Annotated in this window: 24 protein-coding genes; 7 read left to right on the plus strand and 17 right to left on the minus strand. The window is 62.2% G+C overall.

What is annotated here, in order from left to right; all coding sequences use genetic code 11:
* Window positions 1-24: 24 nt before the first annotated feature.
* Window positions 25-1,203, minus strand: coding sequence for an acetyl-CoA C-acyltransferase (locus EJB06_RS02100; protein WP_126072337.1), 1,179 nt, complete (start codon window positions 1,201-1,203; stop codon window positions 25-27).
* Window positions 1,204-1,338: 135 nt separating this feature from the next.
* Here EJB06_RS02100 and EJB06_RS02105 point away from each other — a divergent pair, with 135 nt between their 5' ends.
* Window positions 1,339-2,016: a DNA alkylation repair protein gene (locus tag EJB06_RS02105; RefSeq protein WP_126072338.1), complete on the plus strand. Its 678-nt coding sequence runs from the start codon at window positions 1,339-1,341 to the stop codon at window positions 2,014-2,016.
* A 329-nt stretch (window positions 2,017-2,345) separates the two neighbouring features.
* Window positions 2,346-4,049 carry an MFS transporter gene (locus EJB06_RS02110; protein ID WP_126072339.1) on the plus strand — a complete coding sequence of 568 codons (1,704 nt, stop codon included), beginning with the start codon at window positions 2,346-2,348 and terminating at the stop codon, window positions 4,047-4,049.
* Window positions 4,050-4,104: 55 nt separating this feature from the next.
* Here EJB06_RS02110 and EJB06_RS02115 read toward each other — a convergent pair whose 3' ends face one another.
* The 3 genes from EJB06_RS02115 to EJB06_RS02125 are packed head-to-tail and all read right to left on the minus strand — an operon-like array spanning window position 4,105 to window position 6,250.
* The gene (locus tag EJB06_RS02115) at window positions 4,105-4,638 is read right to left on the minus strand and encodes a gamma carbonic anhydrase family protein (protein ID WP_126072340.1); all 534 of its coding nucleotides are present in this window, start codon (window positions 4,636-4,638) and stop codon (window positions 4,105-4,107) included.
* The gene (locus EJB06_RS02120) at window positions 4,638-5,609 is read right to left on the minus strand and encodes a threo-3-hydroxy-L-aspartate ammonia-lyase (protein WP_126072341.1); all 972 of its coding nucleotides are present in this window, start codon (window positions 5,607-5,609) and stop codon (window positions 4,638-4,640) included. Before EJB06_RS02120 ends, EJB06_RS02115 begins: the two co-directional genes overlap by 1 nt.
* Complete coding sequence (locus tag EJB06_RS02125) at window positions 5,606-6,250, minus strand: helix-turn-helix transcriptional regulator (protein WP_126072342.1); 645 nt, start codon at window positions 6,248-6,250, stop codon at window positions 5,606-5,608. The genes EJB06_RS02120 and EJB06_RS02125 overlap by 4 nt, the downstream gene beginning before the upstream one ends.
* A gap of 452 nt (window positions 6,251-6,702) precedes the next feature.
* Here EJB06_RS02125 and EJB06_RS33030 point away from each other — a divergent pair, with 452 nt between their 5' ends.
* From EJB06_RS33030 to EJB06_RS32150, 3 genes are all read left to right on the plus strand, one after another.
* Window positions 6,703-6,996, plus strand: a complete 294-nt coding sequence (locus EJB06_RS33030; protein WP_370660106.1) for a response regulator transcription factor — start codon at window positions 6,703-6,705, stop codon at window positions 6,994-6,996.
* A complete protein-coding gene (locus EJB06_RS02135; protein WP_229426898.1) occupies window positions 6,993-7,187 on the plus strand; it encodes a LuxR C-terminal-related transcriptional regulator in 195 nt (64 codons plus the stop codon). The genes EJB06_RS33030 and EJB06_RS02135 overlap by 4 nt, the downstream gene beginning before the upstream one ends.
* A gap of 71 nt (window positions 7,188-7,258) precedes the next feature.
* A complete protein-coding gene (locus EJB06_RS32150) occupies window positions 7,259-8,230 on the plus strand; it encodes a hypothetical protein (protein ID WP_198420737.1) in 972 nt (323 codons plus the stop codon).
* A gap of 242 nt (window positions 8,231-8,472) precedes the next feature.
* On the opposite strand, the gene EJB06_RS02145 is transcribed toward EJB06_RS32150, so the two are convergent.
* The 3 genes from EJB06_RS02145 to EJB06_RS02155 all read right to left on the minus strand — a co-directional run bounded on the left by EJB06_RS02145 (window position 8,473) and on the right by EJB06_RS02155 (window position 10,800).
* Window positions 8,473-9,015: a TetR/AcrR family transcriptional regulator gene (locus EJB06_RS02145; protein WP_126072344.1), complete on the minus strand. Its 543-nt coding sequence runs from the start codon at window positions 9,013-9,015 to the stop codon at window positions 8,473-8,475.
* Window positions 9,016-9,096: 81 nt separating this feature from the next.
* Window positions 9,097-10,467 carry a serine hydrolase domain-containing protein gene (locus EJB06_RS02150; RefSeq protein WP_126072345.1) on the minus strand — a complete coding sequence of 457 codons (1,371 nt, stop codon included), beginning with the start codon at window positions 10,465-10,467 and terminating at the stop codon, window positions 9,097-9,099.
* A 42-nt stretch (window positions 10,468-10,509) separates the two neighbouring features.
* Complete coding sequence (locus EJB06_RS02155; RefSeq protein WP_126072346.1) at window positions 10,510-10,800, minus strand: PDDEXK family nuclease; 291 nt, start codon at window positions 10,798-10,800, stop codon at window positions 10,510-10,512.
* Window positions 10,801-10,887: 87 nt separating this feature from the next.
* Here EJB06_RS02155 and EJB06_RS02160 point away from each other — a divergent pair, with 87 nt between their 5' ends.
* Window positions 10,888-11,340: a GNAT family N-acetyltransferase gene (locus EJB06_RS02160; RefSeq protein ID WP_126072347.1), complete on the plus strand. Its 453-nt coding sequence runs from the start codon at window positions 10,888-10,890 to the stop codon at window positions 11,338-11,340.
* Window positions 11,341-11,367: 27 nt separating this feature from the next.
* Here EJB06_RS02160 and EJB06_RS02165 read toward each other — a convergent pair whose 3' ends face one another.
* The 10 genes from EJB06_RS02165 to EJB06_RS02210 all read right to left on the minus strand — a co-directional run bounded on the left by EJB06_RS02165 (window position 11,368) and on the right by EJB06_RS02210 (window position 22,276).
* The gene (locus EJB06_RS02165; protein WP_198420738.1) at window positions 11,368-11,817 is read right to left on the minus strand and encodes a hypothetical protein; all 450 of its coding nucleotides are present in this window, start codon (window positions 11,815-11,817) and stop codon (window positions 11,368-11,370) included.
* Window positions 11,818-11,902: 85 nt separating this feature from the next.
* Window positions 11,903-12,433, minus strand: coding sequence for a GNAT family N-acetyltransferase (locus EJB06_RS02170; protein WP_126072348.1), 531 nt, complete (start codon window positions 12,431-12,433; stop codon window positions 11,903-11,905).
* Window positions 12,434-12,435: 2 nt separating this feature from the next.
* Entirely contained in the window at window positions 12,436-12,996 is a 561-nt protein-coding gene (locus EJB06_RS02175) for a helix-turn-helix domain-containing protein (protein WP_229426886.1), read from the minus strand.
* 115 nt (window positions 12,997-13,111) lie between these two features.
* Window positions 13,112-15,199, minus strand: a complete 2,088-nt coding sequence (locus EJB06_RS02180; RefSeq protein ID WP_126072350.1) for a 3-hydroxyacyl-CoA dehydrogenase NAD-binding domain-containing protein — start codon at window positions 15,197-15,199, stop codon at window positions 13,112-13,114.
* A gap of 174 nt (window positions 15,200-15,373) precedes the next feature.
* A complete protein-coding gene (locus EJB06_RS02185; RefSeq protein ID WP_198420739.1) occupies window positions 15,374-16,078 on the minus strand; it encodes an ABC transporter ATP-binding protein in 705 nt (234 codons plus the stop codon).
* Complete coding sequence (locus tag EJB06_RS02190; RefSeq protein ID WP_126072351.1) at window positions 16,075-16,839, minus strand: ABC transporter ATP-binding protein; 765 nt, start codon at window positions 16,837-16,839, stop codon at window positions 16,075-16,077. The genes EJB06_RS02185 and EJB06_RS02190 overlap by 4 nt, the downstream gene beginning before the upstream one ends.
* Window positions 16,836-18,113 (minus strand): branched-chain amino acid ABC transporter permease, encoded by a 1,278-nt coding sequence (locus EJB06_RS02195; protein WP_126072352.1) that lies wholly within the window; start codon window positions 18,111-18,113, stop codon window positions 16,836-16,838. Before EJB06_RS02195 ends, EJB06_RS02190 begins: the two co-directional genes overlap by 4 nt.
* On the minus strand, window positions 18,110-19,054 hold the full coding sequence (locus EJB06_RS02200) for a branched-chain amino acid ABC transporter permease (RefSeq protein WP_126072353.1): 945 nt from the start codon (window positions 19,052-19,054) through the stop codon (window positions 18,110-18,112). Before EJB06_RS02200 ends, EJB06_RS02195 begins: the two co-directional genes overlap by 4 nt.
* Window positions 19,055-19,215: 161 nt before the next feature.
* A complete protein-coding gene (locus EJB06_RS02205; protein ID WP_126072354.1) occupies window positions 19,216-20,454 on the minus strand; it encodes a branched-chain amino acid ABC transporter substrate-binding protein in 1,239 nt (412 codons plus the stop codon).
* A 169-nt stretch (window positions 20,455-20,623) separates the two neighbouring features.
* Window positions 20,624-22,276, minus strand: coding sequence for a 3-(methylthio)propionyl-CoA ligase (locus EJB06_RS02210; RefSeq protein WP_126072355.1), 1,653 nt, complete (start codon window positions 22,274-22,276; stop codon window positions 20,624-20,626).
* Window positions 22,277-22,576: 300 nt separating this feature from the next.
* On the opposite strand from EJB06_RS02210, the gene EJB06_RS02215 reads away from it, so the two are divergent.
* Window positions 22,577-23,971 (plus strand): protein adenylyltransferase SelO, encoded by a 1,395-nt coding sequence (locus EJB06_RS02215; protein ID WP_229426899.1) that lies wholly within the window; start codon window positions 22,577-22,579, stop codon window positions 23,969-23,971.

A 23,971-nucleotide genomic window follows, 5' to 3' on the forward strand; every position in this document is an offset into this window, starting at 1 on the left:
CGGAGCGGCGCGCCCCGGCGTGGATCAGACGACTTCGAACAGGCCTGCGGCGCCCTGGCCGCCACCGATGCACATCGTGGCAACGACGTACTTGACGCCACGGCGCTTGCCTTCGATGAGGGCGTGACCGACCAAACGGGCGCCGGAGACGCCGTAGGGATGGCCGACGGCAATGGCGCCGCCGTTGACGTTGAGGCGGTCCATCGGGATGCCGAGGCGGTCGGCGCAGTACAAGACCTGGACCGCGAACGCTTCGTTCAGTTCCCACAGGCCGATGTCGGCCACCGACAGGCCCGCCTTTTTCAGCAGCTTGGGAATCGCAAACACGGGGCCGATGCCCATCTCGTCCGGCTCGCATCCGGCCACGGCAAAGCCACGGAAGATGCCGAGCGGCTGCAGGCCGCGCGCTTGCGCGACATTGCTGCTCATCAGGATGGCAACCGAGGCGCCGTCCGAGAACTGGCTGGCGTTACCGGCCGAAATCACGCCGCCCGGCACCGCGCTGCGGATCTTGGAAACGGCTTCGAGCGTGGTGTCGGCACGGATGCCTTCGTCGGCGCCGATGGTCACTTCGCGCGTGAGCAGCATGCCCGAGGCCTTGTCGGCCACGCCCATGGTGGTGGTCATCGGCACGATTTCGGCGTTGAACAGGCCGGCGGCCTGGGCATTGGCGGCACGCTGCTGGCTCTGCACGCCATATTCGTCCTGGCGGTCGCGCCCGATGTTATAGCGCCTGGCGACGGTTTCGGCCGTTTGCAGCATGGGCCAGTAGATTTCCGGCTTGTGTTCCTTGAGCCAGGGATCGGCCAGCATGTGCTGGTTCATCTCCTGCTGCACGCAGGAAATCGATTCGACGCCGCCGGCGGCGTAGATATCGCCCTCGCCGGCAATGATGCGCTGCGCCGCCAGGGCGATGGTCTGCAGGCCCGACGAGCAGAAACGGTTGACCGTCATGCCGGCCGTGGACACCGGGCAGCCGCCGCGCAAGGCGATCTGGCGCGCGATGTTGGCGCCGGTGGCGCCTTCCGGATTGGCACAGCCGATGATGACATCCTCCACCTCGCCCGGCTCGATCCCGGCGCGCGCGATGGCGGCCTGCAGCACATGGCCGCCGAGAGTGGCGCCGTGCGTCATGTTGAACGCACCTTTCCACGATTTGGCCAGGCCGGTGCGGGCGGTCGATACGATGACGGCATCTATCATTTGTGTCTCCTGAGTTGGATTAGTATGCGCAATGCGCTGTGTTGATCGCTACGAGAATAGCACATTTTAGTACGGTCGTTCGCAAAATTATTTGCAGCAATCGCGCCCTCCCCCAACGCCTCGAAAAACCCGACCATGCGTATTGCCGAACAAATGAAAACAACGCTGGCCGCGCTGGCCGATCCGGCGCAGGCGGCGCGCATGAGCGCCTACATGCGCGGCCAGTTCGCCTTCCACGGCGTCCCCACGCCGGCGCGGCGCGCGGCGATCGCGCCGCTGGTGCGCAGCCTCAAGGGTGCCGATGCCGATGTGCTGCTCGACGCCGCCGCCGCGCTGTGGCGGGCGCCGCAGCGCGAATGCCAGTATGCCGCCATCGACCTGCTCGCCGCCCATGCAAAGCGGCTCGACTGCGCGCACATCGATGCGCTGCTCGCGCTGGCGCGCCAGGCCTCGTGGTGGGACACGGTCGATGCGCTGGCGGTCGTGACCGGCACAGTGGTGCGCGCGGACAGGGCGCTGCGCCAGCCGCGCATGGACGAGGCCGTGCGCCACGCGGACCTGTGGACGCGCCGCGTCGCCATGCTGCATCAGCTGGGGTGGCGCGCCGACACCGATCCGGCGCGGCTGTTCGGCTATGCGGCGCGGCTGGCGCACGAGGACGATTTTTTCATCCGCAAGGCGATCGGCTGGGGCTTGCGCGACTACGCCCGCCATGACCCGGCGGCGGTACGCGCATTCCTGCTGGCGCAGGGCGAGGCGCTGTCGCCGCTGACCCGGCGCGAGGCGGCGAAACACCTCGGCCAGCCGGCCTGAGCTGATGATCATCTCGGCTTTCCGAAATTCTTTCTGTTGGCCACGCTGCGCGCCGCTTGAACTGCTGCGATGCCGAGCATCGGCGGCGCTGGCACCGCATCGGGCGCGGCCGGGCACCTCTGAAAAACCCATGGCGCATGCCCACAAATCCCCTCCGACAACAGATGATTGTATTTACACAAAACACCTGCTTTTTCGATATCGAAAAAGTAAGTTCCATGTAAGTTCCAAGCAAGCATCGCGTAAGTTTCGCAGTCCACACTCGGACCTAGCTGGATACATACGGCTATTCCGATGACGCAATAACTATATTAAACACGGAGACACATATGGCAATCACACCCGGCAACGCGATCGACGGGCGCAGGGGGAATCCCGCCGCCGAGGGACTCACCAAGGAAGAACGCAAGGTCATTTTTGCCTCTTCCCTGGGCACGGTGTTCGAATGGTACGACTTCTACCTGTACGGCGCGCTCGCGCCGATCATCGCCAAGCAGTTTTTCGTCGGCGATCCCACCACCACCTTCATCTTCGCCCTGCTCGCCTTCGCCGCCGGCTTCATCGTGCGTCCGTTCGGGGCGCTGGTGTTCGGCCGCCTCGGCGACATGATCGGCCGCAAGTACACCTTCCTGGTCACCATCCTGCTGATGGGCGCATCGACCTTCTTCGTGGGCCTGCTGCCGAGCTACGCCAGCATCGGCATTGCCGCGCCAATCATCCTGGTCACCCTGCGCATTCTGCAGGGCCTGGCACTGGGCGGCGAGTACGGCGGCGCGGCAACTTATGTGGCCGAGCACGCGCCGCACGGCAAGCGCGGTTTCTTCACCTCCTGGATCCAGACCACCGCCACCATGGGCCTGTTCCTGTCGCTGCTGGTGATCCTGGGCACGCGTACCGCCCTCGGCGAACCCGAGTTCGCCGCATGGGGCTGGCGCATCCCGTTCCTGGTTTCCGTCCTGCTGCTGGGCGTGTCCGTTTGGATCCGCCTGTCGATGAACGAATCGCCGGCGTTTGCCAAGATGAAAGCCGAAGGCAAGACCTCCAAGGCACCGCTGTCGGAAGCCTTCCTCAAGCCGAAGAACGCCAAGATCGTCTTCCTCGCACTGGTCGGCCTGACCATGGGCCAGGCAGTGGTGTGGTACACCGGCCAGTTCTACGCCCTGTTCTTCCTGACCCAGACGCTCAAGGTCGACGGCGCCACCGCCAACATCCTGATCGCCATTTCGCTGCTGCTGGCGACGCCGTTCTTCATCGTATTCGGTACGCTGTCGGACAAGATCGGCCGTAAATGGATCATCCTGGCGGGCTGCGCGATTGCCGCGGTCACCTACTTCCCGATCTTCAAGGGCATCACCCACTACGCCAACCCGGCCCTCGAAGCCGCGCTGCAAAGCTCGCCAGTGGTCGTCGTTGCCGATCCGCAATCCTGCCACTTCCAGTTCAACCTGACCGGCACCAAGAAATTCCCGTCGTCCTGCGATATTGCCTCCGGCATGCTGACCCAGTCCTCGGTCAGCTACACCAAGGAAGACGCGCCAGCCGGCGCGATCGCCAAGGTGCGCATCGGCGAGAAGGAATACACCTCGTTCAATGCGGTCATGACCCCGGACGGCCTGAACTTCGACGCCGACAGCAAAGCCAAGGAAACCGCGCTGAAAGCGGAAATCGGCGGCGCGATCAAGGCGGCCGGCTATCCTGCCAAGGCCGACAGCGAGCAGATCAACAAACCGATGGTGGTGCTGCTGCTGTTCATCCTGGTACTGTATGTGACCGCCGTGTACGGCCCGATTGCGGCCATGCTGGTGGAAATGTTCCCGACCCGCATCCGCTACACCTCGATGTCGCTGCCTTACCATATCGGTAACGGCTGGTTCGGCGGCCTGCTGCCAACCACCGCGTTCGCACTGGTGGCGTACAAGGGCGATATTTACTACGGCCTGTGGTACCCGATTATCGTGGCGCTGATCACGGTCGTTATCGGTGGCCTGTTTGTCCGCGAAACCAAGGACAACGACATCTACGCCGCCGACTAAGCGGTCCGGATGCAGGATGAAAAATGCCGCTCTCCGGAGCGGCATTTTTTTTGTCTTACGCTCCGGAGAGATAATTGTTCTTCACCCGCACATAATGCTCGGCCGAGTATCTGAGGAAGGCCGATTCTTCCTCCGTCAGCGCGCGCACCTTGCGCACCGGGCGGCCGACATACAAAAAGCCGCTTTCCAGCACTTTGCCAGGCGGCACCAGGCTGCCCGCACCGACCATTACCCGCGATGAAATGACGGCATCGTCCATCACGATGGCGCCCATCCCGACCAGGCATTCGTCGCCGATGGTACATCCGTGCAGGATCGCGTTATGCCCGATGGTGACGTAGTCGCCGATGACCAGCGGCGAGCCGAGCGGCTTGCCGGGATGCTTGTGCGAGACATGGCACATCACGAAATCCTGGATATTCGAGCAGCGCCCGACCACGATGCGATTGACGTCGCCGCGCACCACCGCATTGCACCAGATTGATGAATCCTCACCCAGGGTCACCTCGCCGATGACTTGCGCCGAAGGATGGATATAGGTCTGCCCGCCGATACGCGGGTGGGAACCGAGGTAGGAAGTCAGTGCCATCAGGCCGCCTTCTGGATCAGCATCGCCATGCGCTGCAGGTCGATATTGCCGCCCGAGAGAATCACCCCGACGCGCTTGTTCCTGAAGTCGTAGCGCGGATTGAGCGCCACCGCCGCGCCCAGGCAACCGGACGGCTCCACGGTGATTTTCATGTGGCCGGCGAAAAACGTCATCGCCTCGACCAGTTCGGCGTCGGACACGGTCAGAATATCGTCGACCCGCTCGCGGATGACGGCAAAGGTGTGCTGGCCCAGGTGCTGGGTCTGGGCGCCGTCGGCGATGGTGTCGGGCGTGGCGATGTGGACGATCTCGCCGCTGCGGAAACTGCGCTGGCCGTCGTTGCCCGCCTCCGGCTCCACGCCGAACACGCGGCAGTCCGGGTTCATGGCCTTGGCGGCGGTCGCGCAGCCGGACAGCAGGCCGCCGCCGCCGAGCGGCACCAGCAGGACGTCGAGCGGGCCGGCGTCTTCGATCAGTTCCTTGGCGGCGGTGCCCTGCCCGGCCATCACGTGCACGTGGTCGTAGGGCGGAATCAGGGTCAGGCCGCGCTCGGCCGCCAGCGCCCTGCCGATCGCTTCGCGGTCTTCGGTGTAGCGGTCGTAGGTGACGACCTCGGCGCCGTAGCCGCGCGTGGCCGCCACCTTGATCGCCGGCGCGTCGAGCGGCATCACGATCACCGCCTTGATGCCCAGCAGTCTGGCCGCCAGCGCGATGCCCTGAGCGTGGTTGCCGGACGAGAAAGTGACGACGCCGCAGGCGCGCTGCTCCGGCGAAAACTGCGCCAGCGCGTTGTAGGCGCCGCGCATCTTGAAGGCGCCGGTGCGCTGCAGATTCTCGCACTTGAAGAAGATCTGGGCGCCGCTGCGCTCGTTGGCGGTGGTCGAGGTCAGCACGGGCGTGCGGTGGACTGCGGCGGCGATGCGCTCGTGCGCCCGCGCCACATCGTCGAAGGAAATGGGAAGCTGGATCATGGCGATGGATCTTTCTGTGGAAGATAGGAATAGACGGTGGGCCGGGCGACGCCGAGCATGCTCGCCACGACCGCCTGGGCGTTTTTCAGGTCCATCAGGCCGGCGTTGGCCAGTTGATGCACGGCGTCGCGGCGCTGGGCGGGCGTGAGGGTGTGCGGTGTCTTGTTAAGCCGGCCGGCGAAGGCGTCGAGCGCGGCGCGCAGTTCGTCGAGGCGCGGGGCGGCCAGCGTTTCACGGATGGGCATGTCCGCCGGCTGGGTTTGCGCGAGCTGCGACAGGCTGGCGGCGACGCTGGTCAGCATGGAAATGTCCACGTTCATGCACAGCGCGGCCACGTATTCGCCGGCGCTGTTGCGCAAGCCGATCGAGGTGCTTTTTGCCGGACGGCCGTCGGGAAACTGGTTGGGGTAGTTCTGCAGGATGTCCGGAAAGCCGGGATCGGTGATCCGCGCCATGCCGATCTCGGTGGTCGGATCGCCCACTTCGCGGCCGGACAGGCTGTTCGAGATCGCGACGATGGACGAGGCCGGTCGGGTGAGGTCGTGCAGCACGACTTCCACCATGGGCGCCAGGGTGCGGCCGAGCGCTTCGACAATCTTCTTGCCTTCGCGTAGGAGTAGTTCGTTTTCGGTGATCGTCATGGATGACATTATGTCAGACTTCGACATAATGTCAATCTCTGTGCCAGGTTTGGCCCTACTGCAAGGCGCAACTGCCCTCGCCACCGTTATTCCCTTGGAGCCAGATAGCCAAAACTGCGCGGTAACACAGCGTCCTGGCGGACGGTGTATTTGCATTACCCACACCGCAATCACCTGCCGCTGAAGTCAAGGGCATTCCTTGATTTTATCCGCGCACAAATATGCCGCAACATGCCTCGGGTGCGATTCGCATAGTGCCAGCGGGACCTTTTAGTTGCCGCCAATTAAGCGAAGTTAAATCGGACATAAACCAATCTGCATATCCGATCGAGCTCCGGCGCTAATTCTCAAAAAGTTATGAATTAATAAACGCCATCATGTTGTATTTACGTTGAAACAGTCATAATGGGCGAGGCACCCTTTCACCTTTTCCACGAACACTTAAGGGCATGATGTCGCGTCAGCAGAACAAAAAACTCACGACGCGCGAGACTCAGATTCTTGAGTTGCTTGGCCAAGGACTAGATACCCGACACATCGCCGCCATACTCGATATAGCGTACTACACGGTACGCAAACACCGCTCAAACATACTTATCAAACTGCAGCTAAACACGGCCGCACAATTAGCGTGCGTTGCGGTCCAGACAGCTTTGTTTCCTCCCTCAGCGCCCACATCCGCATCCGCATCAAAATTAATAAATAACAACACGGAATCAGCATCCCGGATACGTGGGCCGCCCTGACGCCTCGACAACGTGAAGTTGCAAACCATGTCGTACGAGGGCTTACCAGCAAACAGATTGCTCGATATATGGCGATCAGCCACCAAACCGTTGCCGTGCACCGCCGTTCAATCTTTCGCGCATTTGCGGTACATAGCGTGGCTGAGCTAGCCATTCGGCTACGCTCGGAAACAACTACCCTATTGGAGTGATTACAATATAAACAGAGCAAGTTTATCTTGGAACTACGCCGCAATTATGCGGCGCTTTCAAGGAGATGAGCATGTCTGCCGAAACCATCACTGTTTACATCGATCCAACCCAACTGACCAACCAGCAGAACAATAATTACAGCCTCTATCTGGCCAAAATGGTTAACGGCCAATACACCGTCATCTGGCAGTCCCTCGGCCCCATTGCGACGGCAAGCAGCCCGAGCTATGAGTACGAAAACAATTTTCAAATCTCGGTGCCATCCTACCAAGTCAATTATGGGACGGTGACCGAGGTCGATGGATCGGTAACATTCAGTGCTGGTGGCAAACCGGTGACGATGAACCTGGGGCAGACGGTGAGCCTCAGCTCCGGCGGGGAGTTTTCGTCCCCCGCCAATGGCGGGACGGCTGGAACCTTAACCGTTAACAACTCTCTTGCCCGCAATCCGCATGAAATTCTTAGCGATATGGCCGGCAACACAATTTTCGTCAATACCGCGAGCGGCATGGACATCGGCCAGGCAGTACTCACCCCGATCGATCAGTATCAGTTATGGTTTGGCAATCTGCAAGATACCGGCACGATCATTGCGAACAATGTCAGCAATGCAGGCGTTGTTACGTTCTCCGGATCCAGCACCGAGGTCATCAGCTATACGGAGGCTGGCGCCTGGGAAAGCGGCCCCCTCGCGTCGCGCGACCTGATACTCGATCCGGCCATCAGGGCGGCATCCAATGTGGTGGTTTATGCAGCCACCTTTACAACTGCGCTTACCGTCGTTGCCGTAACCTTTCTCCTGAATGAATTGATCGGCAAGTTCGAGACATTGCGGCCGACGTCGATCACCGCGCAAAGTGGTTCAAAAAAGCTCACACTCACATTCAGCCAAAGCCGTTCGCAATTTTCGGCAGTCTCTCCTGCCGCATACGATGCAGCGATTAACAAGGCATTGACGAAATTATCGCAGGCGAAGGATTCGCCGATTGCACGTAACGCCTGGAAGCTGAACGGCCCGGAAGTCCGGGTAAACTTCGACTAGTAACGTCGATCATCGGCGGTTGACACTCACGCTTCCGGATTGAAAACGAGATGGCCGCCATGTTGCCTTGAACGTGACACGCTCCAAACGAAGTCGGCTACCCGGCCGACTTCGTCATTGCGGCGCCAAAGAAAGGATGCGCAACATCGAGCGCGACGCTGCGCACCATAGGTCGATAGATGGCATAGGTAGTGGCGGTCCGGACTGATATCGCGGGCGGCAGGCGCCAGCGAAAGTGAAACCTACCCTTTGCGCGGCGGCGTCAGCAACTGCACCACCGTGCCGATTTCGGCCTCGCTCATTTCGGGCGCGCCAATGGCGGCGTGTCCGATGAAGGCGCAGTAGTTCCAGCGTGCGATCACCGGCGCCTGATCGGCCGGCCAGCCGATATCGGTCAGCAGCCTGGCGACGTAATCGACCCGCTTGCGGTCGACCCGCTCCTGCACTTCCCTGACCTGCTCGTTGGTCATCGACCAGGCGCGGATCGCCCGGCCCAAGGTGAACAGGTGCGGCGGCCCACCCGTGAACAGCTTGGCGAGTTTGCTGGCGACATCCACATCCTGCTGGTCGACAATATCCATCACCTGCTGGGTGTGCACCTGCTCCCACTCTTCCAGCAGCGCGGATTGGTAGTCTTCCAGATTCTTGAAGTGCCAGTAAAAACTGCCCTTGGTGACCCCCATCTTTTGCGCGATCGTCATGATGCGCAAACCTTCGGGGCCGTCGTCGGCAAGTGCCTGCAAGCCGGCGCCGAGCCAGCTCTGTCTGTTCTTTTTATCGTCCATATCGTTATCATACCGAATCACATTGACAACTCCAATGCTTGACGTAAAGCCAACCCGACGCTCCCACCCCTCTGGTGCGATCTATTCGAGGCGCAGTTTCAGTACATCGACGACGCCGTCCTTGCCGAAGCCGATGTTCACCAGCACCGCAGTGTCGGCGTAGTTGACCCGATAACGGTAGCGCCGCTTTTCTCCCTCGGTCTCGCGCGCGAGTGCCTCGACCGATTGCACAGCGCCCCATTCGCGGCCTTCCGATGCCAGCATTTTCAGGAATGCCGGCGAAAACTGCTTGTTGACGCTGGCGTCCAGCCCCGCGGGCAACACGCCGCCGGCCAGCTGTTCGACCAGCTCGCGCACGCGCGTGTTGACGGCCGGTTCGGTTTCCGCAATCGCTACCGCCAGCTTGCGCGCCAGCGCCGGCTCGTAATGGGCCGCGATCAGATCGGCAAACCTGTTCGGGCGGGCCGCCGCCGAATTGGCGAGCACCACGACCGTCAGCTTGTCATCCACATAGCGCACGAAATCGGCTTTGAATCCCTGCCATGCACCGCCATGGCCGATCACGCGGTGCCCGTTGCGCGAATCGAGCTGCCAGCCCAGGCCATATTGCGCGGTCTTGCCATCGTTGAGTTTTGCCGGCGTCCAGCTCGCTTCGCGCACGCGCGCGTTAAGGATCTTGTCGTCGTACAGCGCCAGATCCCACAGCGCCAGGTCGCGCGCGGTCAGGTACAGGCTGCCGTCGGCGGTGGTGTTCAGGCGCGGCGCCACCCATTGCTGGTTCTTCAGGACGCCATCGATGCGCTCGTAGCCACGGGCGCGGTGCGGGATGATGTCGCTTTCGCTGATGACCCGCGTGCTCATGCCCAGCGGCGCAAAAATGCGCTCGCGTAGCTGGTCGCCGTAGAACTTGCCGCCGACCTTGTTGCAGATGAAGCCCAGCAAGTGGTAGCCCATATTGCTGTACGACCACTTCTCACCGGGCGCGGACAGGACCGGGATGGCCGCTTCCAGTGCGATCAGTTCCTCGTCCGTGTAATCCTTGCGCATGTCCAGCTTCGCGTAGGGGTCGCCCAGGCCGGACGTGTGGGTCAGCAAGTGGCGGATCGTGATCTTTTGCCATGCCCTGGGGGTCTTGGCCAGGTGGCGCGAGATGGGATCGTCGAGCGAGAGCTTGCCGTCTTCCGCGAGCAGCATCACCAGCGCGGCCGTGAACGTCTTGCCGACGGAGCCGGACTGGAAAACGGTCTGCGGCGTCACCCGCACGCCGTTTTCGACATCGGCGTCGCCATACCCCATTTCCTTGACGATCTTGCCATCCTTGACGACGGCGATGCCGAGACCGGGCACTTTGCCGCGTTTCATCTCGGCGACGATGGCGTCATCGAGCGGATCGGCCTGCACGGAGGTGGCGCCGACCAGGGCGGCAAACAGAAACACGAAGCTAACGCGCATGGATTGTCCTTTTAGAATTGTTTTCCTATGGACATTCTACCGTCAGTCGGCGTACAAGCGGTCGGCAATCGCTTTCAGGCCTTGGTCCGGGATGAATTGCTCGGACACCGTCAGGATGGCATGCAGATTGCGCTTGAGCTCATCGGCTGGAAGTGCGCCGTCCCGCAGCGCCGTCTGCAGCAGGTGCAGGGCCATGTCGGCGAGGAGAATTCTCTGCTTTTCCGCCCAGGCCGCTTGGCCGCGCGTTGCCGGGTTATCGCGGTAGGCCGACTCGGTGAGCTCGTGCGCCTTGCGTCCCCCATCCAGAATTTCCTTCCTGGTCGCTTCATCCATCGCACGCAAGCCTTTTCAATTTTGGTGATACATTGCAATTTAAGCAGGATACCCTGCTTCTTAAAATCTTTCATGGATGAAAAACGCATGAGCACTATTCAGATTCGACAGGCCGTACTTGCCGATCTCGACGCATTGTCAGTTTTGTTCGACGGCTACCGCCAGTTCTACGAACGCGAAAGCGATGTGGCGGCCGCGAAGCAGTTTCTGACAGACCGGTTTAATCACGGCGAGTCGGTCGTGTTTATCGCGCATGACGGCACCGAGCCTGTCGGGTTTGCCCAGTTATACCCGAGCTTTTCGAGTGTGTCGCTCGGGCGGATTTATATCGTCAACGATCTGTTCGTGAATGCGGCGGGGCGGCGCAAGGGCGTCGGTGCCGGGCTGCTTTCCGCTTCCATCGATTTTGCGAAGACGGTTGGGGCAATCCGTCTTGCGCTGTCGACCGCGCATACCAACGCGAACGCGCAAGCGCTATATGAAGCGAAAGGGTGGACGCGCGACGACGACTTCTTCTACGTCTACCCCCTTCCGGCATAACCGCCCGCTTTTTTTCTGCGCGGACTGTCAGCCGCCCCAAGGCGGCGACGCGTCCAGGGTGGCATTGTCGCTGTGGCCGTCGCTGACGGCTCGCAAGGCGCGCACGAAATCATCGAGCTGCGCCGGTTCGGTGGTCAGATATAAAGTGCTTTCGCGAGCGACATGCTTCTTGCCGAAATCGATATACTCTGACTGAGCAACGACAGTGATGTACAGCCGTCCCCCATCCTGAAAATGCAGCCGGGCATGAAATGCGCCGGACGCATATTCAGGGCCGAATTGCCCGAATCGCAGGTCGTAGATGCCACCATGGACCTGATGCCTAAACTGGTCCAATCCTGCGACGACATCCTTCAGTTTGCGATGTCCTGCATACACCTTGTTACTGAATGTCGACGTGCCATCGCTCACCACGATATGTAGCTCAACCATATCGTCATCGATCCATAGCTTGTCAACACTGATTTTTGCGTCCATATTTAACCTTTGTTAGTACGATGATCGCTGCCCCTTGCAGGCAGGTGTCCGGGTCTTTTTGCTGCATCGGCAAGCCGAAGCGGTGTCAGGCGCGCTCAATCCCGATCCGTTTCCAGTACAACAGCGTGCCCGTCAGGCCGCCATGCGGCTTGAGCGCGTAGTCGGGGATTTCCCCGGTCAGGGTGAAGCCGTGTTTCTCGTAGAGCCCGGCCGCGCCGCCCTCGCTGGCGGTGTCGAGCACCAGCAAGGTCTTTCCCCGCTCCACGGCAGCCGCTTCAGCCTCCCGCAGCAAGGCCGCCGCGATCCCGCGCCCACGGTAGCGCGGCAAGGTCATCATCTTGGCGATTTCCGCGCGGTGCGGCTGGTTGGGCGGACAGTCGAGCAGCAGGCTCACCGTTGCCGCCAGCGTAGCGCCGTCGAACGCGCCATACACGATGCGCTGGCCATCGGCCGCCGCCTGCAGCGCGCGCTCCCAGAAGGCGCGCCCTTGCGCCTTGTCGAGCGGGTGCATGAAGCCGACCGAGCCGCCTTGCGCGACCACCTCGGCCAGCAGTGCCGCAAGGGTGTCGATCAGCGCCGGCGTGGCCGACAGGGGACGAATGTGAATGCCGGACATGCTCAACTCCTCGAAAGAACCACCACGTACTGGCAGGGCTCCGTGCCCTCGTTGGCAATCGTCACCTCGGACGGCAGCCCGAAACCGAGGCAGTCGCCGGCCTCCAGGCGATGCTGCTCGCCCCCCTCGACTACCGTCAAGGGCCCGTTCCGGACCCAGAGCGCCTGGCGGATGTGCGCGTACGATGACGCGGGCAGCACCACGCGCTGGCCCGGCGGCATGTCGACCTGCACGATTTCGACGGGGTGATCGGGGCGCGCGTAGATTTGCCTGCGCGCATAGCCGCTCTCCGGGTCGCGCCACACCGCCTGCTGCGCCGCGCGCATGACGCGGCTGGCGTCGTCATGCCCTTCGGCGCGCAGCAGCAGACCGGCCAGGGTCAGGTCGAAGGCGCCGGCCAGCCGCACCAGGATGACCGCCGTGGGACTGGTCTCCTCGCGCTCGATCTTGCTGATGGTGGCCTTGGCGACGCCGGAGCGTGCCGCCAGGTCCGCCAGCGACCAGCCGCGCGCATCGCGTTCGAGGCGCAGGCGGCGCGCGATGGCCTTTCCCGTATCGTCCATTAATGCATCCATCCGTCCAATATAATGGACGCCGTGAATCCAGGCAAGTCCCTGTAGCGAAAAAAAAGGCAGCGCCGGATGACCGGGGCTGCCTTCTTGGCCGGATGACGCCGGATCAGCTGTTGAAGCCCTTGCCTTCGGCAGCAAGGCGCACCATCAGCGGAGCCGGTTTCCAGGCGTCGCCATGGCGGCCCTTGGCGTATTTTTCCATCGCCATGAGGACGTTGGCCAGGCCGACCGTGTCCGCGTAGAACATCGGACCGCCGCGGAAGACCGGGAAGCCGTAGCCGGTCAGGTACACCATGTCGATATCGGAAGCGCGCATCGCAATGCCTTCTTCCAGGATCAGCGCGCCTTCGTTGACCAGCGAATACACCAGGCGCTCGACGATTTCTTCATCGCTGATCTTGCGGCGCTCGACGCCGATGTCGGCCGAGTGCCTGACGATCATGTCGTTGACGTCCTGCGAGGCGTAAGCCTTGCGGTCCCCCGCCTTGTAGTCGTACCAGCCGGCGCCGGTCTTCTGGCCGTAGCGGCCCATTTCGCACAGCAGGTCGGCGGTTTTCGAATACGTGATCTCGGGCGATTCCACATAGCGGCGCTTGCGGATATACCAGCCGATATCGTTGCCGGCCAGGTCGCCCATGCGGAACGGGCCCATGGCGAAGCCGAATTTCTCGACGGCCTTGTCGACCTGTTCCGGCAAGCAGCCTTCTTCCAGCAGGAAACCGGCCTGGCGGCTGTACTGTTCGATCATGCGGTTACCGATGAAGCCGTCGCACACGCCCGACACCACGCCGGTCTTGCGCAGCTTTTTCGACAGCGCCAGGGTGGTGGCCAGCACGTCCTTGCCGGTCTTGGCGCCGCGCACGATTTCCAGCAGCTTCATCACGTTGGCCGGGCTGAAGAAGTGGGTACCGACCACATCCTGCGGGCGGCTGGTGAAATCGGCGATCCTGTTCACGTCCAGGGTCGAGGTATTGGACGCCAGGATCGCGCCCGGCTTCATGACTGCGTCGAGCTGCTTGAAGACCGATTCCTTCACGCCCATGTCTTCGAACACGGCTTCGACGACGATGTCGGCCTGGGCGATGTCCGCATAGTTCAGGGTGCCGCTGATGAGGCCGACGCGCTGTTCGAACTTCTCGGGCGTGAGCTTGCCCTTCTTCATCGTGTTTTCGTAGTTCTTGCGGATCGTGGCGATGCCTTTGTCGAGCGCTTCCTGCTTGGTTTCGAGCAGGATGACGGGAATGCCGGCGTTGACGAAATTCATCGCAATGCCGCCGCCCATGGTGCCTGCGCCGATGATCGCCGCCTGCTTGATGTCGCGGGTCGGCGTGTCGCCTGGCACGTCCGGAATCTTGCTGGCGAGGCGTTCGGCGAAGAAAGCATGGCGCAGCGACTTCGATTCCGGCGTCTGGATCAGGTGCAGGAAGCGTTCGCGTTCGAACTTGATGCCGTCTTCAAACTTCTTGGTGACCGAGGCGGCCACGGTTTCGACGCATTCCAGCGGCGCCGGGAAGGCGCCCGACATGGCCTTGACCGTGTTGCGCGAAAATTGCAGGAAGGCTTCGTGGTTCGGGTAGTTGACCTTGCGGTCGCGCACGCGCGGGAGCGGGCGCACGTCGGCGACCTTGTTGGCGAAGGCCACGGCCGAGTCGATCAGCTTGGCGTCGGACGCGAAGACTTCGTCGAACAGCGCCGTGCCGGCGAATTTTTCGGACGGCACCGGGGTGCCGGACACGATCATGTTCAGGGCCATTTCCAGGCCGACCACGCGCGGCAGGCGCTGGGTGCCGCCGGCGCCCGGCAAGAGGCCGAGCTTGACTTCCGGCAGCGCAATCTGCGCCCCCGGCATGGCGACGCGGTAGTTGCAGCCGAGGGCCAGTTCGAGCCCGCCGCCCATGCAGACCGTGTGGATCGCGGCGATGACGGGCTTGGTCGAGCTTTCGGCGACGTGGATCAGCGAGTGCAGCGACGGCTCGGTGAGGGCCTTGGGCGAGTTGAATTCCTTGATGTCGGCGCCACCGGAAAACGCCTTGCCGGCGCCGGTGATGACGATCGCCTTGACGGCGTCGTCAGCCAGCGCGCGGCGAATGCCGGCGACCGCGGCGGTACGCGTCTCAAGACCCAGTCCATTGACCGGTGGATTGTTCAGTGTGATGACGGCAACGCTGCCATTGACCAGGTATTCGGCGCTCATGTCTCTTCCTTTGTTAGTGGGTTCAGCAGTCTTCGACTATACATGATAATAGAACGGTCGTATTATTTTTTGTGGGGGATTGGCCGACGAACTTGGATTCCCGCCTGCGCGGGAAAGACGGTCTTGAGGGTGGTGGACTTCCCGCGCAGGCGGGAACCCAAGTTCCGATTCCCCCTACACCTCCAGCCACTCCTTCCGCACCCCGGCATCGGCCTTCAACGCCTGCGGCGTCCCCTCGAACACAATCGCGCCATGCCCCATCACATACACCCGCTGCGAAATCTCCAGCGCAATGGCCAGTTTCTGCTCCACCAGCAGCACCGAAATCCCTTTTTCTTTCAGCGCAAGCAAATACTCGGCCACCAGCGCCACGATCTTCGGCGCCAGGCCTTCGGTCGGCTCGTCGATCATGATCAGGTCCGGGTCGCCCATCAGACTCCTGCAAAGGGTCAGCATCTGCTGCTCCCCGCCCGATAAAAACCCGGCCGCCACGGTGCGCCGTTCCAGCAAGCGCGGGAACATCCGGTACATATCGTCGAGCGACCAGCGCCCGGACGCGCCGGTCTTTTTCTGCCCCAGAATCAGGTTCTGCTCCACCGTCAGGGTCGGAAAGATATCGCGGTTCTCCGGCACATACGCCAGCCCCTTATGCGCGATCTGGAATGCCTTCAATCCCAGCACTTCCTCGCCCTTGAACCGCACAGACCCGGTCGCATTGACCTGCCCCATCGCCGCCTTGACCAGGGTCGAGCGGCCCACCCCATTGCGTCCCAGCAGGCTGACGATCTCGCCTTTGCCGATCTGCAGATCGACACCGTGCAAAATATGCCCCTTGCCGTAAAACGCATGCAGGTTCTGAATCTCCAGGATGGCGCTCATGCCGCTTCCTCGCTGGCGTCAATGCCCAGATAAGCCGCCTGCACCGCCGCATTCGAGCGGATATTCGCCGGCGTGTCGCAGGCAATGACTTCACCGTACACCAGCACCGCGATCTTATCGGCCAGCCCGAATACCACGCTCATATCGTGTTCCACCATCACCAGCGATTTGCCGACCGTGACCTTGCGGATCAATTCGACCGCCGCATCGGACTCGGACCGGCTCATGCCGGCGGTCGGCTCGTCCAGCAGAATCACATCGGCGCCGCCGGCAATCGTAATGCCGATTTCCAGCGCGCGCTGTTCGGCATAGGTCAATACCCCGGCCAGCACCTTGCGCTGGCGCTGCATGCCGATCTGCTCCAAGACTTCCTCGGCGCGCTCGTGGGCGTCGCGCAGGCCGTTCAAGCGCTGCCAGAACGAGTATTTATAACCGAGCGACCACAATACCGCGCAGCGCAGGTTTTCATACACCGACAGCTTGTCGAACAGATTGCTGATCTGGAAGCTGCGCGATAAACCGCGGCGGTTGATCTCGAACGGCCGCAAGCCGCTGATGCTGCTGCCATTGAGGCAGATATCGCCCGAAGTGATATCGAAGCGTCCCGATACCAGGTTGAACAAGGTCGATTTGCCGGCCCCGTTCGGCCCGATCACCGCGCAGCGTTCGCCCTTTTGCACGGTCAGGTTGGCGCCCCGGATAATCTCGGAGCGGCCGAAACTCTTGCGCACGTCTTTCAGTTCAAGCGCGGCCGTCGTCATGCGACACCTCCGCGCTGTTGGGCCACGATTTCTGCATTGACGTCACTCCAGACTGCGTAATATCCCGGCTGGAAGCGCCGGTAGCCAACAATGCCTGCGAGCAGCAGCGCGCCGGCTACCAGCCACGGCAAGGCCGTCTTGGTGTCGATCGCCTGCCCGAAGCGGGTCATGACGCTGCCGTTGGCGGCATCCAGGGTCAGGTGGTACAGCATCTCGATGCCTATCACCAGTCCGCTCAGCCCGAGCAGCGTCCACAGGCTCACGCCCAGCAGCGGCTTCCAGATGCGCCCGAACTTGCGCGCGCCGGCCACCCGCAGCAGCATCAGGATCAGGCTCGACAATCCAGCCGGAGCGTAGCGCACCAGCAAGATGAAGAACAGGCCCAGGTACAGCTGCCAGGCCGGCGTGAATTCCGACAGCATGACCGAAAAGAACACGCCGACGATGGTGCCGAGCAGCGGCCCGAAGAAAAAGCCGATCCCGCCGATGAACACGAACAACAGGATGCTGCCCGAGCGGATCGCGCTGACGTTTTCGGCGCTGACGATCTCGAAGTTGATCGCCGACAGCCCGCCCGAAATGCCCGCGAAGAAGGCGGACAGGATCAGGGTCAGGTAGCGCACCCATTGCGTGTCGTAGCCGATGAATTCGACGCGTTCGGGATTGTCGCGCACGGCGTTGGTCATGCGCCCGAGCGGGGTTTGCGTGAAGGCGAACATGGCGACCGTGCTGACGAACAGCCACGCGGCGATCAGGTAGTACACCTGCGCCTGCGGCCCGTAGGTGACGCCCATGAATGCTGCGCCGCGCACGCGGTTGGTGGTGATGCCGCCTTCGCCGCCAAAAAAACCGGGGAACATCAGCGAGCAGGCAAACACCAGCTCCACCAGTCCCAGCGTGATCATGGCGAAGGTGGTGCCGGACTTCTTGGTCGTCACATAGCCGAACAGGATGCCGAAGCCCATCCCGGCCACGCCGCCCACCAGCGGAATCAGCGACGTCGGCACCGCCGCGCCGATGCCGCTGCTGTTCATCGCATGGATGGCGAAGAAGGCGCCCAGCCCGGAATAGACGGCATGGCCGAAGGAGAGCATGCCGCCCTGTCCCAGCAACATATTGTAGGACAGGCCGAAGATCATCAGCGTGCCGATCTGGGACAGGATCGACAGCGCCGCGCCCTTGCTGAAAATCATGGGAGCGAACACCAGCAGCAGGGCAAAGCCGCCCCACACAAGGTAGCGGCCGACATTGACGGGGGTGTAGGTGAGCCTCATTCGCGCGTCCCCATCAAGCCTTTCGGGCGGAAGATCAGGATCAGCACCAGCAGCAGGAACGGCAGGATGGCCGCGCTTTGCGAAATGGTCAGCTTGAGCACTTCGTAGCCGGGCGTGTCCATGGTGATGTTGGCGCCGAGTCCGTTGAACAGGCTCATCAGCGAATAGTCGAGCGCCACGGCAAAGGTTTGCAGCACGCCGATCAGGATCGAGGCATAAAACGCCCCCGCCAGCGAGCCCATGCCGCCGACCACGACCACCACGAAGATGATGCTGCCGACCGTGGCCGCCATGCCGGGCTCGGTCACGAAGGCATTGCCGCCGATTACGCCCGCCAGTCCGGCCAGGGCGCAGCCGCCGCCGAACACCCACATGAAGATGCGCGGCACGTTATGGCCGAGCGCTTCGACCGCGTCCGGATGGGTCAGCGCCGCCTGGATCACCAGCCCGACCCGGGTGCGCGTGAGCACCAGGTAGATCGCCGCCAGCATCGACAGGGCGACGACCATCATGAAGCCGCGATAGATCGGGAAACTGGTCGAGAACAGGGTGAACAGCGGGCCGTCGAGCTCCCTGGGAATCGCATACGGCACCGCCGCCCTGCCCCAGATCAGCTGGACCAGCTCGACCACCAGGAAGGACAGGCCGAAGGTGAACAGCAGTTCGGGAATGTGGCCGAACTTGTGCAGCGGACGCAGGCCGTAGCGCTCCACCAGCGCGCCGATCAGGCCGACCGCCACCGGTGCGAGCACCAGCGCCGGCCAGAAGCCGAGCACGCTGCTGATGGTGTAGGCGATGTAGGCGCCGAGCATGTAGAAACTGGCGTGCGCAAAGTTGAGCACGCCCATCATGCTGAAAATCAGGGTCAGTCCGGACGAGAGCATGAACAGCAGCAGTCCGTAACTGATCCCGTTCAGCAGGGTGAACAGCGTAAATTCCATAGGTGTGATCAGGTTGGGTGGGCGTGCGCGCCCCACCGTTGTCGGCAACGCGAAGGTGGTGGACATGCGCGCCCTGGCTACCGGAGCCGGGCCCGTCCACCATGCAGTCTTACCGGGACCGCACCGCCGGCTTGTGGCCGGCCGGTCCCGCAGCCGTGGCTTTATGCCCCGGGCCGCTTCATCTGGCAGGAAGTCGGCTGGTTCGCCAGGTAGGCGTCGATCTTCTTGTCCATTCTCCAGCCGTAGCCGGTATTTTCCTGGTCGTACTTGATGTCCTTGCCGTTGGTCTTGGTCCAGGTGCCGATGTAGAGCGGCTGCTGGAGCTGGTGATCGGCCTTGTTCATCATCACTTCGCCGTTGACGCTGTTGAACTTGGCGCCTTCCATGGCGAACGCCACTTTGACCGGATCGGTGCTCTTGGCGGCCTTGATGGCCTGGGCCAGCATGCCGATGCCGCTATGGGTCTGGGCGGCGTAGTAATCGTCGTTGTACTTCTTCTTGAAGGCCTCGACGATCTCCTTGCCGGCGAATTTTTCGTTGTTGACCATCCAGTTGCCGACGATCTTGACGCGGTCGGCGCCGGCCGCGCCCATGGCGGTCGGCACGCCGGTGGTGACGCCGTAGTAGGTGTAGAAATTGGCCTTGAGGTCGGCATCCTTGGCGGCGCGGATCAGCAGGGCCAGGTCGGCGCCCCAGTTGCCGGTGATGACGGTGTCGGCCCCGGACGCCTTGATCTTGGCGATGTAGGGCGAAAAATCCTTGACCTGGGCGATCGGATGCAGGTCGTCGCCGGCGATCTTGATGTCCGGCCGCTTGCGCTTGAGGTACTCCTTGGCCGAACGGCTCACGGCCTGGCCGAAGGCATAGTTCTGGCCGATGATGTAGACGCTCTTGATGTCCTTGTTGGGCGCCATGTAGGAGGTCAGCGCCTCCATTTTCATGTCGGAATTGGCGTCGAAGCGGAAGTGCCAGAAGCTGCACTTGCTGTTAGTCATGTCCGGATCGATGGCCGCGTAGTTGAGGAACACGACTTCCTTGCCCGGATTGCGCTCGTTATGCTTGTTGATGGCGTCGAGCAGGGCCAGGCCGACACCGGAGCCGTTGCCCTGGGTGATGTAGCGGTAACCCTGGTCGATGACGGTTTTCAGCAGGGTGAGCGATTCCTGCGGGCTGGCCTTGTTGTCGAAGCCGACCACCTCGATCTTGTGATCGCCGGCCCACTTCTGCTGGGTCGCCATGTCGGCGATCAGCTGGAAGCTCTTGAGCTGGTTCTGCCCGACCGGCGCGAAGGGCCCCGATAGAGGGTCGATGAAGGCCACCTTCACGGTATCGGCATGGGCCGATGCCGACAGCAATGCAAACGAAACAGCCAGTGTCAACGGGCGAATAGTCTTGTTCATGCGTCTCCATCCTTCTCTATTGTCTATGCGGGTCTAATGCCCTTGCAGCAAGTGCTGCCCATCCTGATGCTGAAAACCCCGTGTTAAAAGTTAATCTTGTGGCTGTACAAATTCCTTACCGTCGTCCCCGCGAAGGCAGGGACGACGACGTCGCGCGTGCCCTCAGAACTCAGCCCACCGGCAACTGGTGCGTCTTGAACTGTTCGCGCAGTTTGTTCTTTTGAATCTTGCCCGTCGCGCCCATCGGCAATGCATCGATGAACAGCACATCGTCGGGCATCCAGAACTTGGCGATCTTGCCTTCAAAAAACGCCAGCATCTCCTCGCGCGTTACCGTCATGCCTGGACGTTTGACCACCAATAACAGCGGACGTTCATCCCATTTTGGATGCGCGATGCCGATACACGCCGCCTGCAGCACAGCCGGATGCGACATGGCAATGTTCTCGAGGTCGATGGTGCCGATCCACTCGCCGCCGGACTTGATCACATCCTTGCTGCGGTCGGTAATCTGCAAGTACCCGTCGGCATCGATGGTGGCCACGTCGCCGGTCGGGAACCAGCCATCCTGGAGCACGTCGCCGCCCTCGTTCTTGAAGTAACTCTTGACGATCCATGGCCCCTTGACCAGCAAATGGCCGTAAGTGCTGCCATCCCACGGCAACTCGGTGCCGTTGTCGTCGACGATCTTCATGTCCACGCCATAGATCGCGTGGCCCTGCTTCTGCAAGATCTTGCGCTGCGCATCTTTCGGCAGGGCCAGATGCTTGGTCTGCAAGCCGCCCGCCGTGCCCAAAGGCGACATTTCGGTCATGCCCCAGGCATGGACGACCTCGACGTTGAATTTGTCGATCAGGGTGTCCATCATCGCCGGCGGACAGGCCGAACCGCCGATCACCGTGCGGCGGAAGGTCGAAAACTGCAGCTGGTTCTGCAGCGCATAGTTGACCAGGCCCAGCCACACCGTCGGCACGCCGGCCGAAAACGTGACTTTTTCGGACTCGAACAGGTCGTACAGCGATTTGCCGTCCAGCGCCGCGCCCGGATAAACCATCTTCGCGCCGGACAGCAGCACCGAATACGGCAAGCCCCAGGCGTTGACGTGGAACATCGGCACCACCGGCAGCACGGTATCGGCCGACGACACATTGAGCGCATTCGGCATCGCCGAACCGAAGGCGTGCAGCACCGTGGAGCGGTGCGAATACAGGGCGCCCTTGGGGTTGCCGGTGGTGCCCGAGGTGTAGCACAGCGAGGCGGCCGAATTCTCGTCGAACAGCGGCCAGACGTAGTCGGCCGAACTGCTGGAGATCAGGTCTTCGTAGCACAGCAGGTGAGGAATTTTCGTCTCGGCCGGCATGTGTTCGCGGCCGGTCATCAGGATGAAACCCTTGACCGTCTTGCAGTGCGTGGCCACGGCCTCGATCAGCGGCAGGAAGGTCAGGTCGAAGAACAGGTACTGGTCTTCGGCGTGGTTGGCGATATAGGCGATCTGTTCCGGGTGCAGGCGCGGATTGATCGTATGCAGCACGGCGCCCGATCCGGACACGGCGTAGTACAGTTCCATGTGGCGGTAGCCATTCCAGGCCAGGGTGGCGACCCTGTCGCCGAGCTTGACGCCCAGGCCGGTCAGCGCATTGGCCATCTGGCGCGCGCGCTGGTGGCAGTCGCTGTACGTATAGCGGTGGAGATCGCCTTCGACCCGGCGTGAAACGATTTCGGTATGGCCGTAATGCCTGGCTGCGAATTCGATAATGGTAGAGATGAGCAAAGGCTGGTCCATCATTTGCCCCATCAGTGGGCTCATCGGGTAAGACGTCATCGATACTCCTGTCATCGCGTTGCGGCTGCGCCAAGTCAGCCGTGGACTTAGTTTCGTACGACCGTGCTAAAACAGTCAATCATTTTCGATGGTGCAGCGCATCCAGACCGGATGGTCCAATGCACCACGCCTGTGCATCGCCCTTGCCGGTGCGTACGGCCCCGCCAAAACACGGGCGGTACGGTAGAATCCCGCTATTATTTTCACCCCTTTACCGCGACTGGATCCGCCATTAACGTCGATGACTTGCCGCTGGACAATTCGTTCGCCGAATTGCCTCCCGCTTTCTATACCCGCCTGATGCCGACGCCGCTGCCGGCGCCCTATTTCGTCGCCGCCAGCGCGCGCGCCGCCGCCCTGGTCGGGCTCGACCCTGCCCTGCTGGCGCGGGACGATTTCGTCGCCACCTTCGCCGGCAACCACGTGCTGGCACGCGCCAAGCCGCTGGCCGCCGTCTATTCGGGCCACCAGTTCGGTGTCTGGGCCGGCCAGCTCGGCGACGGCCGCGCCATCCTGCTCGGCCAGCTCGCCGGCCCGCACGGCCCGATGGAACTGCAACTCAAGGGCGCCGGCAAGACGCCCTACTCGCGCATGGGCGACGGCCGCGCCGTGCTGCGCTCGTCGATCCGCGAATTCCTGTGTTCCGAGGCCATGGCAGCGCTCGGCATCCCCACCACCCGCGCACTGACCATGACCGGTTCCGACCAGGGCGTGCTGCGCGAGACGGTCGAAAGCGCTTCCGTGGTCACCCGCATGGCGCCCAGTTTCGTGCGCTTCGGCTCCTTCGAGCACTGGTCCTCGCGCGACAAGCCCGACGAACTGCGCATCCTGGCCGATTACGTCATCGCCACCTTCTACCCGGAACTCGCCGGCGCGCCGAATCCCTACCGCGCCTTGCTGGAAGAAGTCACGCGCCGCACCGCGCACATGATTGCGCACTGGCAAGCGGTCGGCTTCATGCATGGCGTGATGAACACAGACAATATGTCGATCCTCGGCCTGACCCTCGATTACGGCCCCTTCGGCTTCATGGATGCCTTCGATTCCGATCACATCTGCAACCACACCGACCAGCAGGGCCGCTATTCCTACGCCAACCAGCCGCAGGTCGGCCACTGGAACTGCTATGCGCTGGCGCAGGCCTTGCTGCCGCTGATCGGCAGCGTGGAGGAGGCGCAGGACGCGCTGGAAGTCTACCAGCCGGCCTTCGCCGGCAAGATCGACGAATTGCTGCGTGCCAAGCTGGGCCTGGCGACCGCGCAAGATGACGACGCGCAACTGTTCGACGCCATGTTCACCCTGATGGACGCCAGCCACGCCGACTTTACCCTGTTCTTCCGCCGGCTGGGCGCGCTGCGCCTGGACGCGCCGGAACACGACGCCCCGCTGCGCGACATGTTCGTCGCGCGCGAGGACTTCGACGCCTGGGCGCTGCGCTACCGCGCCCGCCTGCGCCTGGAAAACAGCGTCGACGCGGAACGCAAGCTTGCAATGGACCGTGTCAACCCAAAGTATGTATTGCGCAATCACCTGGCCCAGGTAGCCATCGAGAAAGCGCAAGCCAGGGATTTCTCCGAAGTCGCGCGCCTGCTGGCCGTGCTGGAGCATCCATTCGACGAGCAACCCCACAACGAGCACTATGCCGCCTTGCCGCCCGATTGGGCGAGCCACCTGGCAGTGAGCTGTTCTTCCTGA

This window comes from Massilia atriviolacea (genome assembly GCF_003953935.1).
Lineage (GTDB): Bacteria > Pseudomonadota > Gammaproteobacteria > Burkholderiales > Burkholderiaceae_D > Telluria_A > Telluria_A atriviolacea.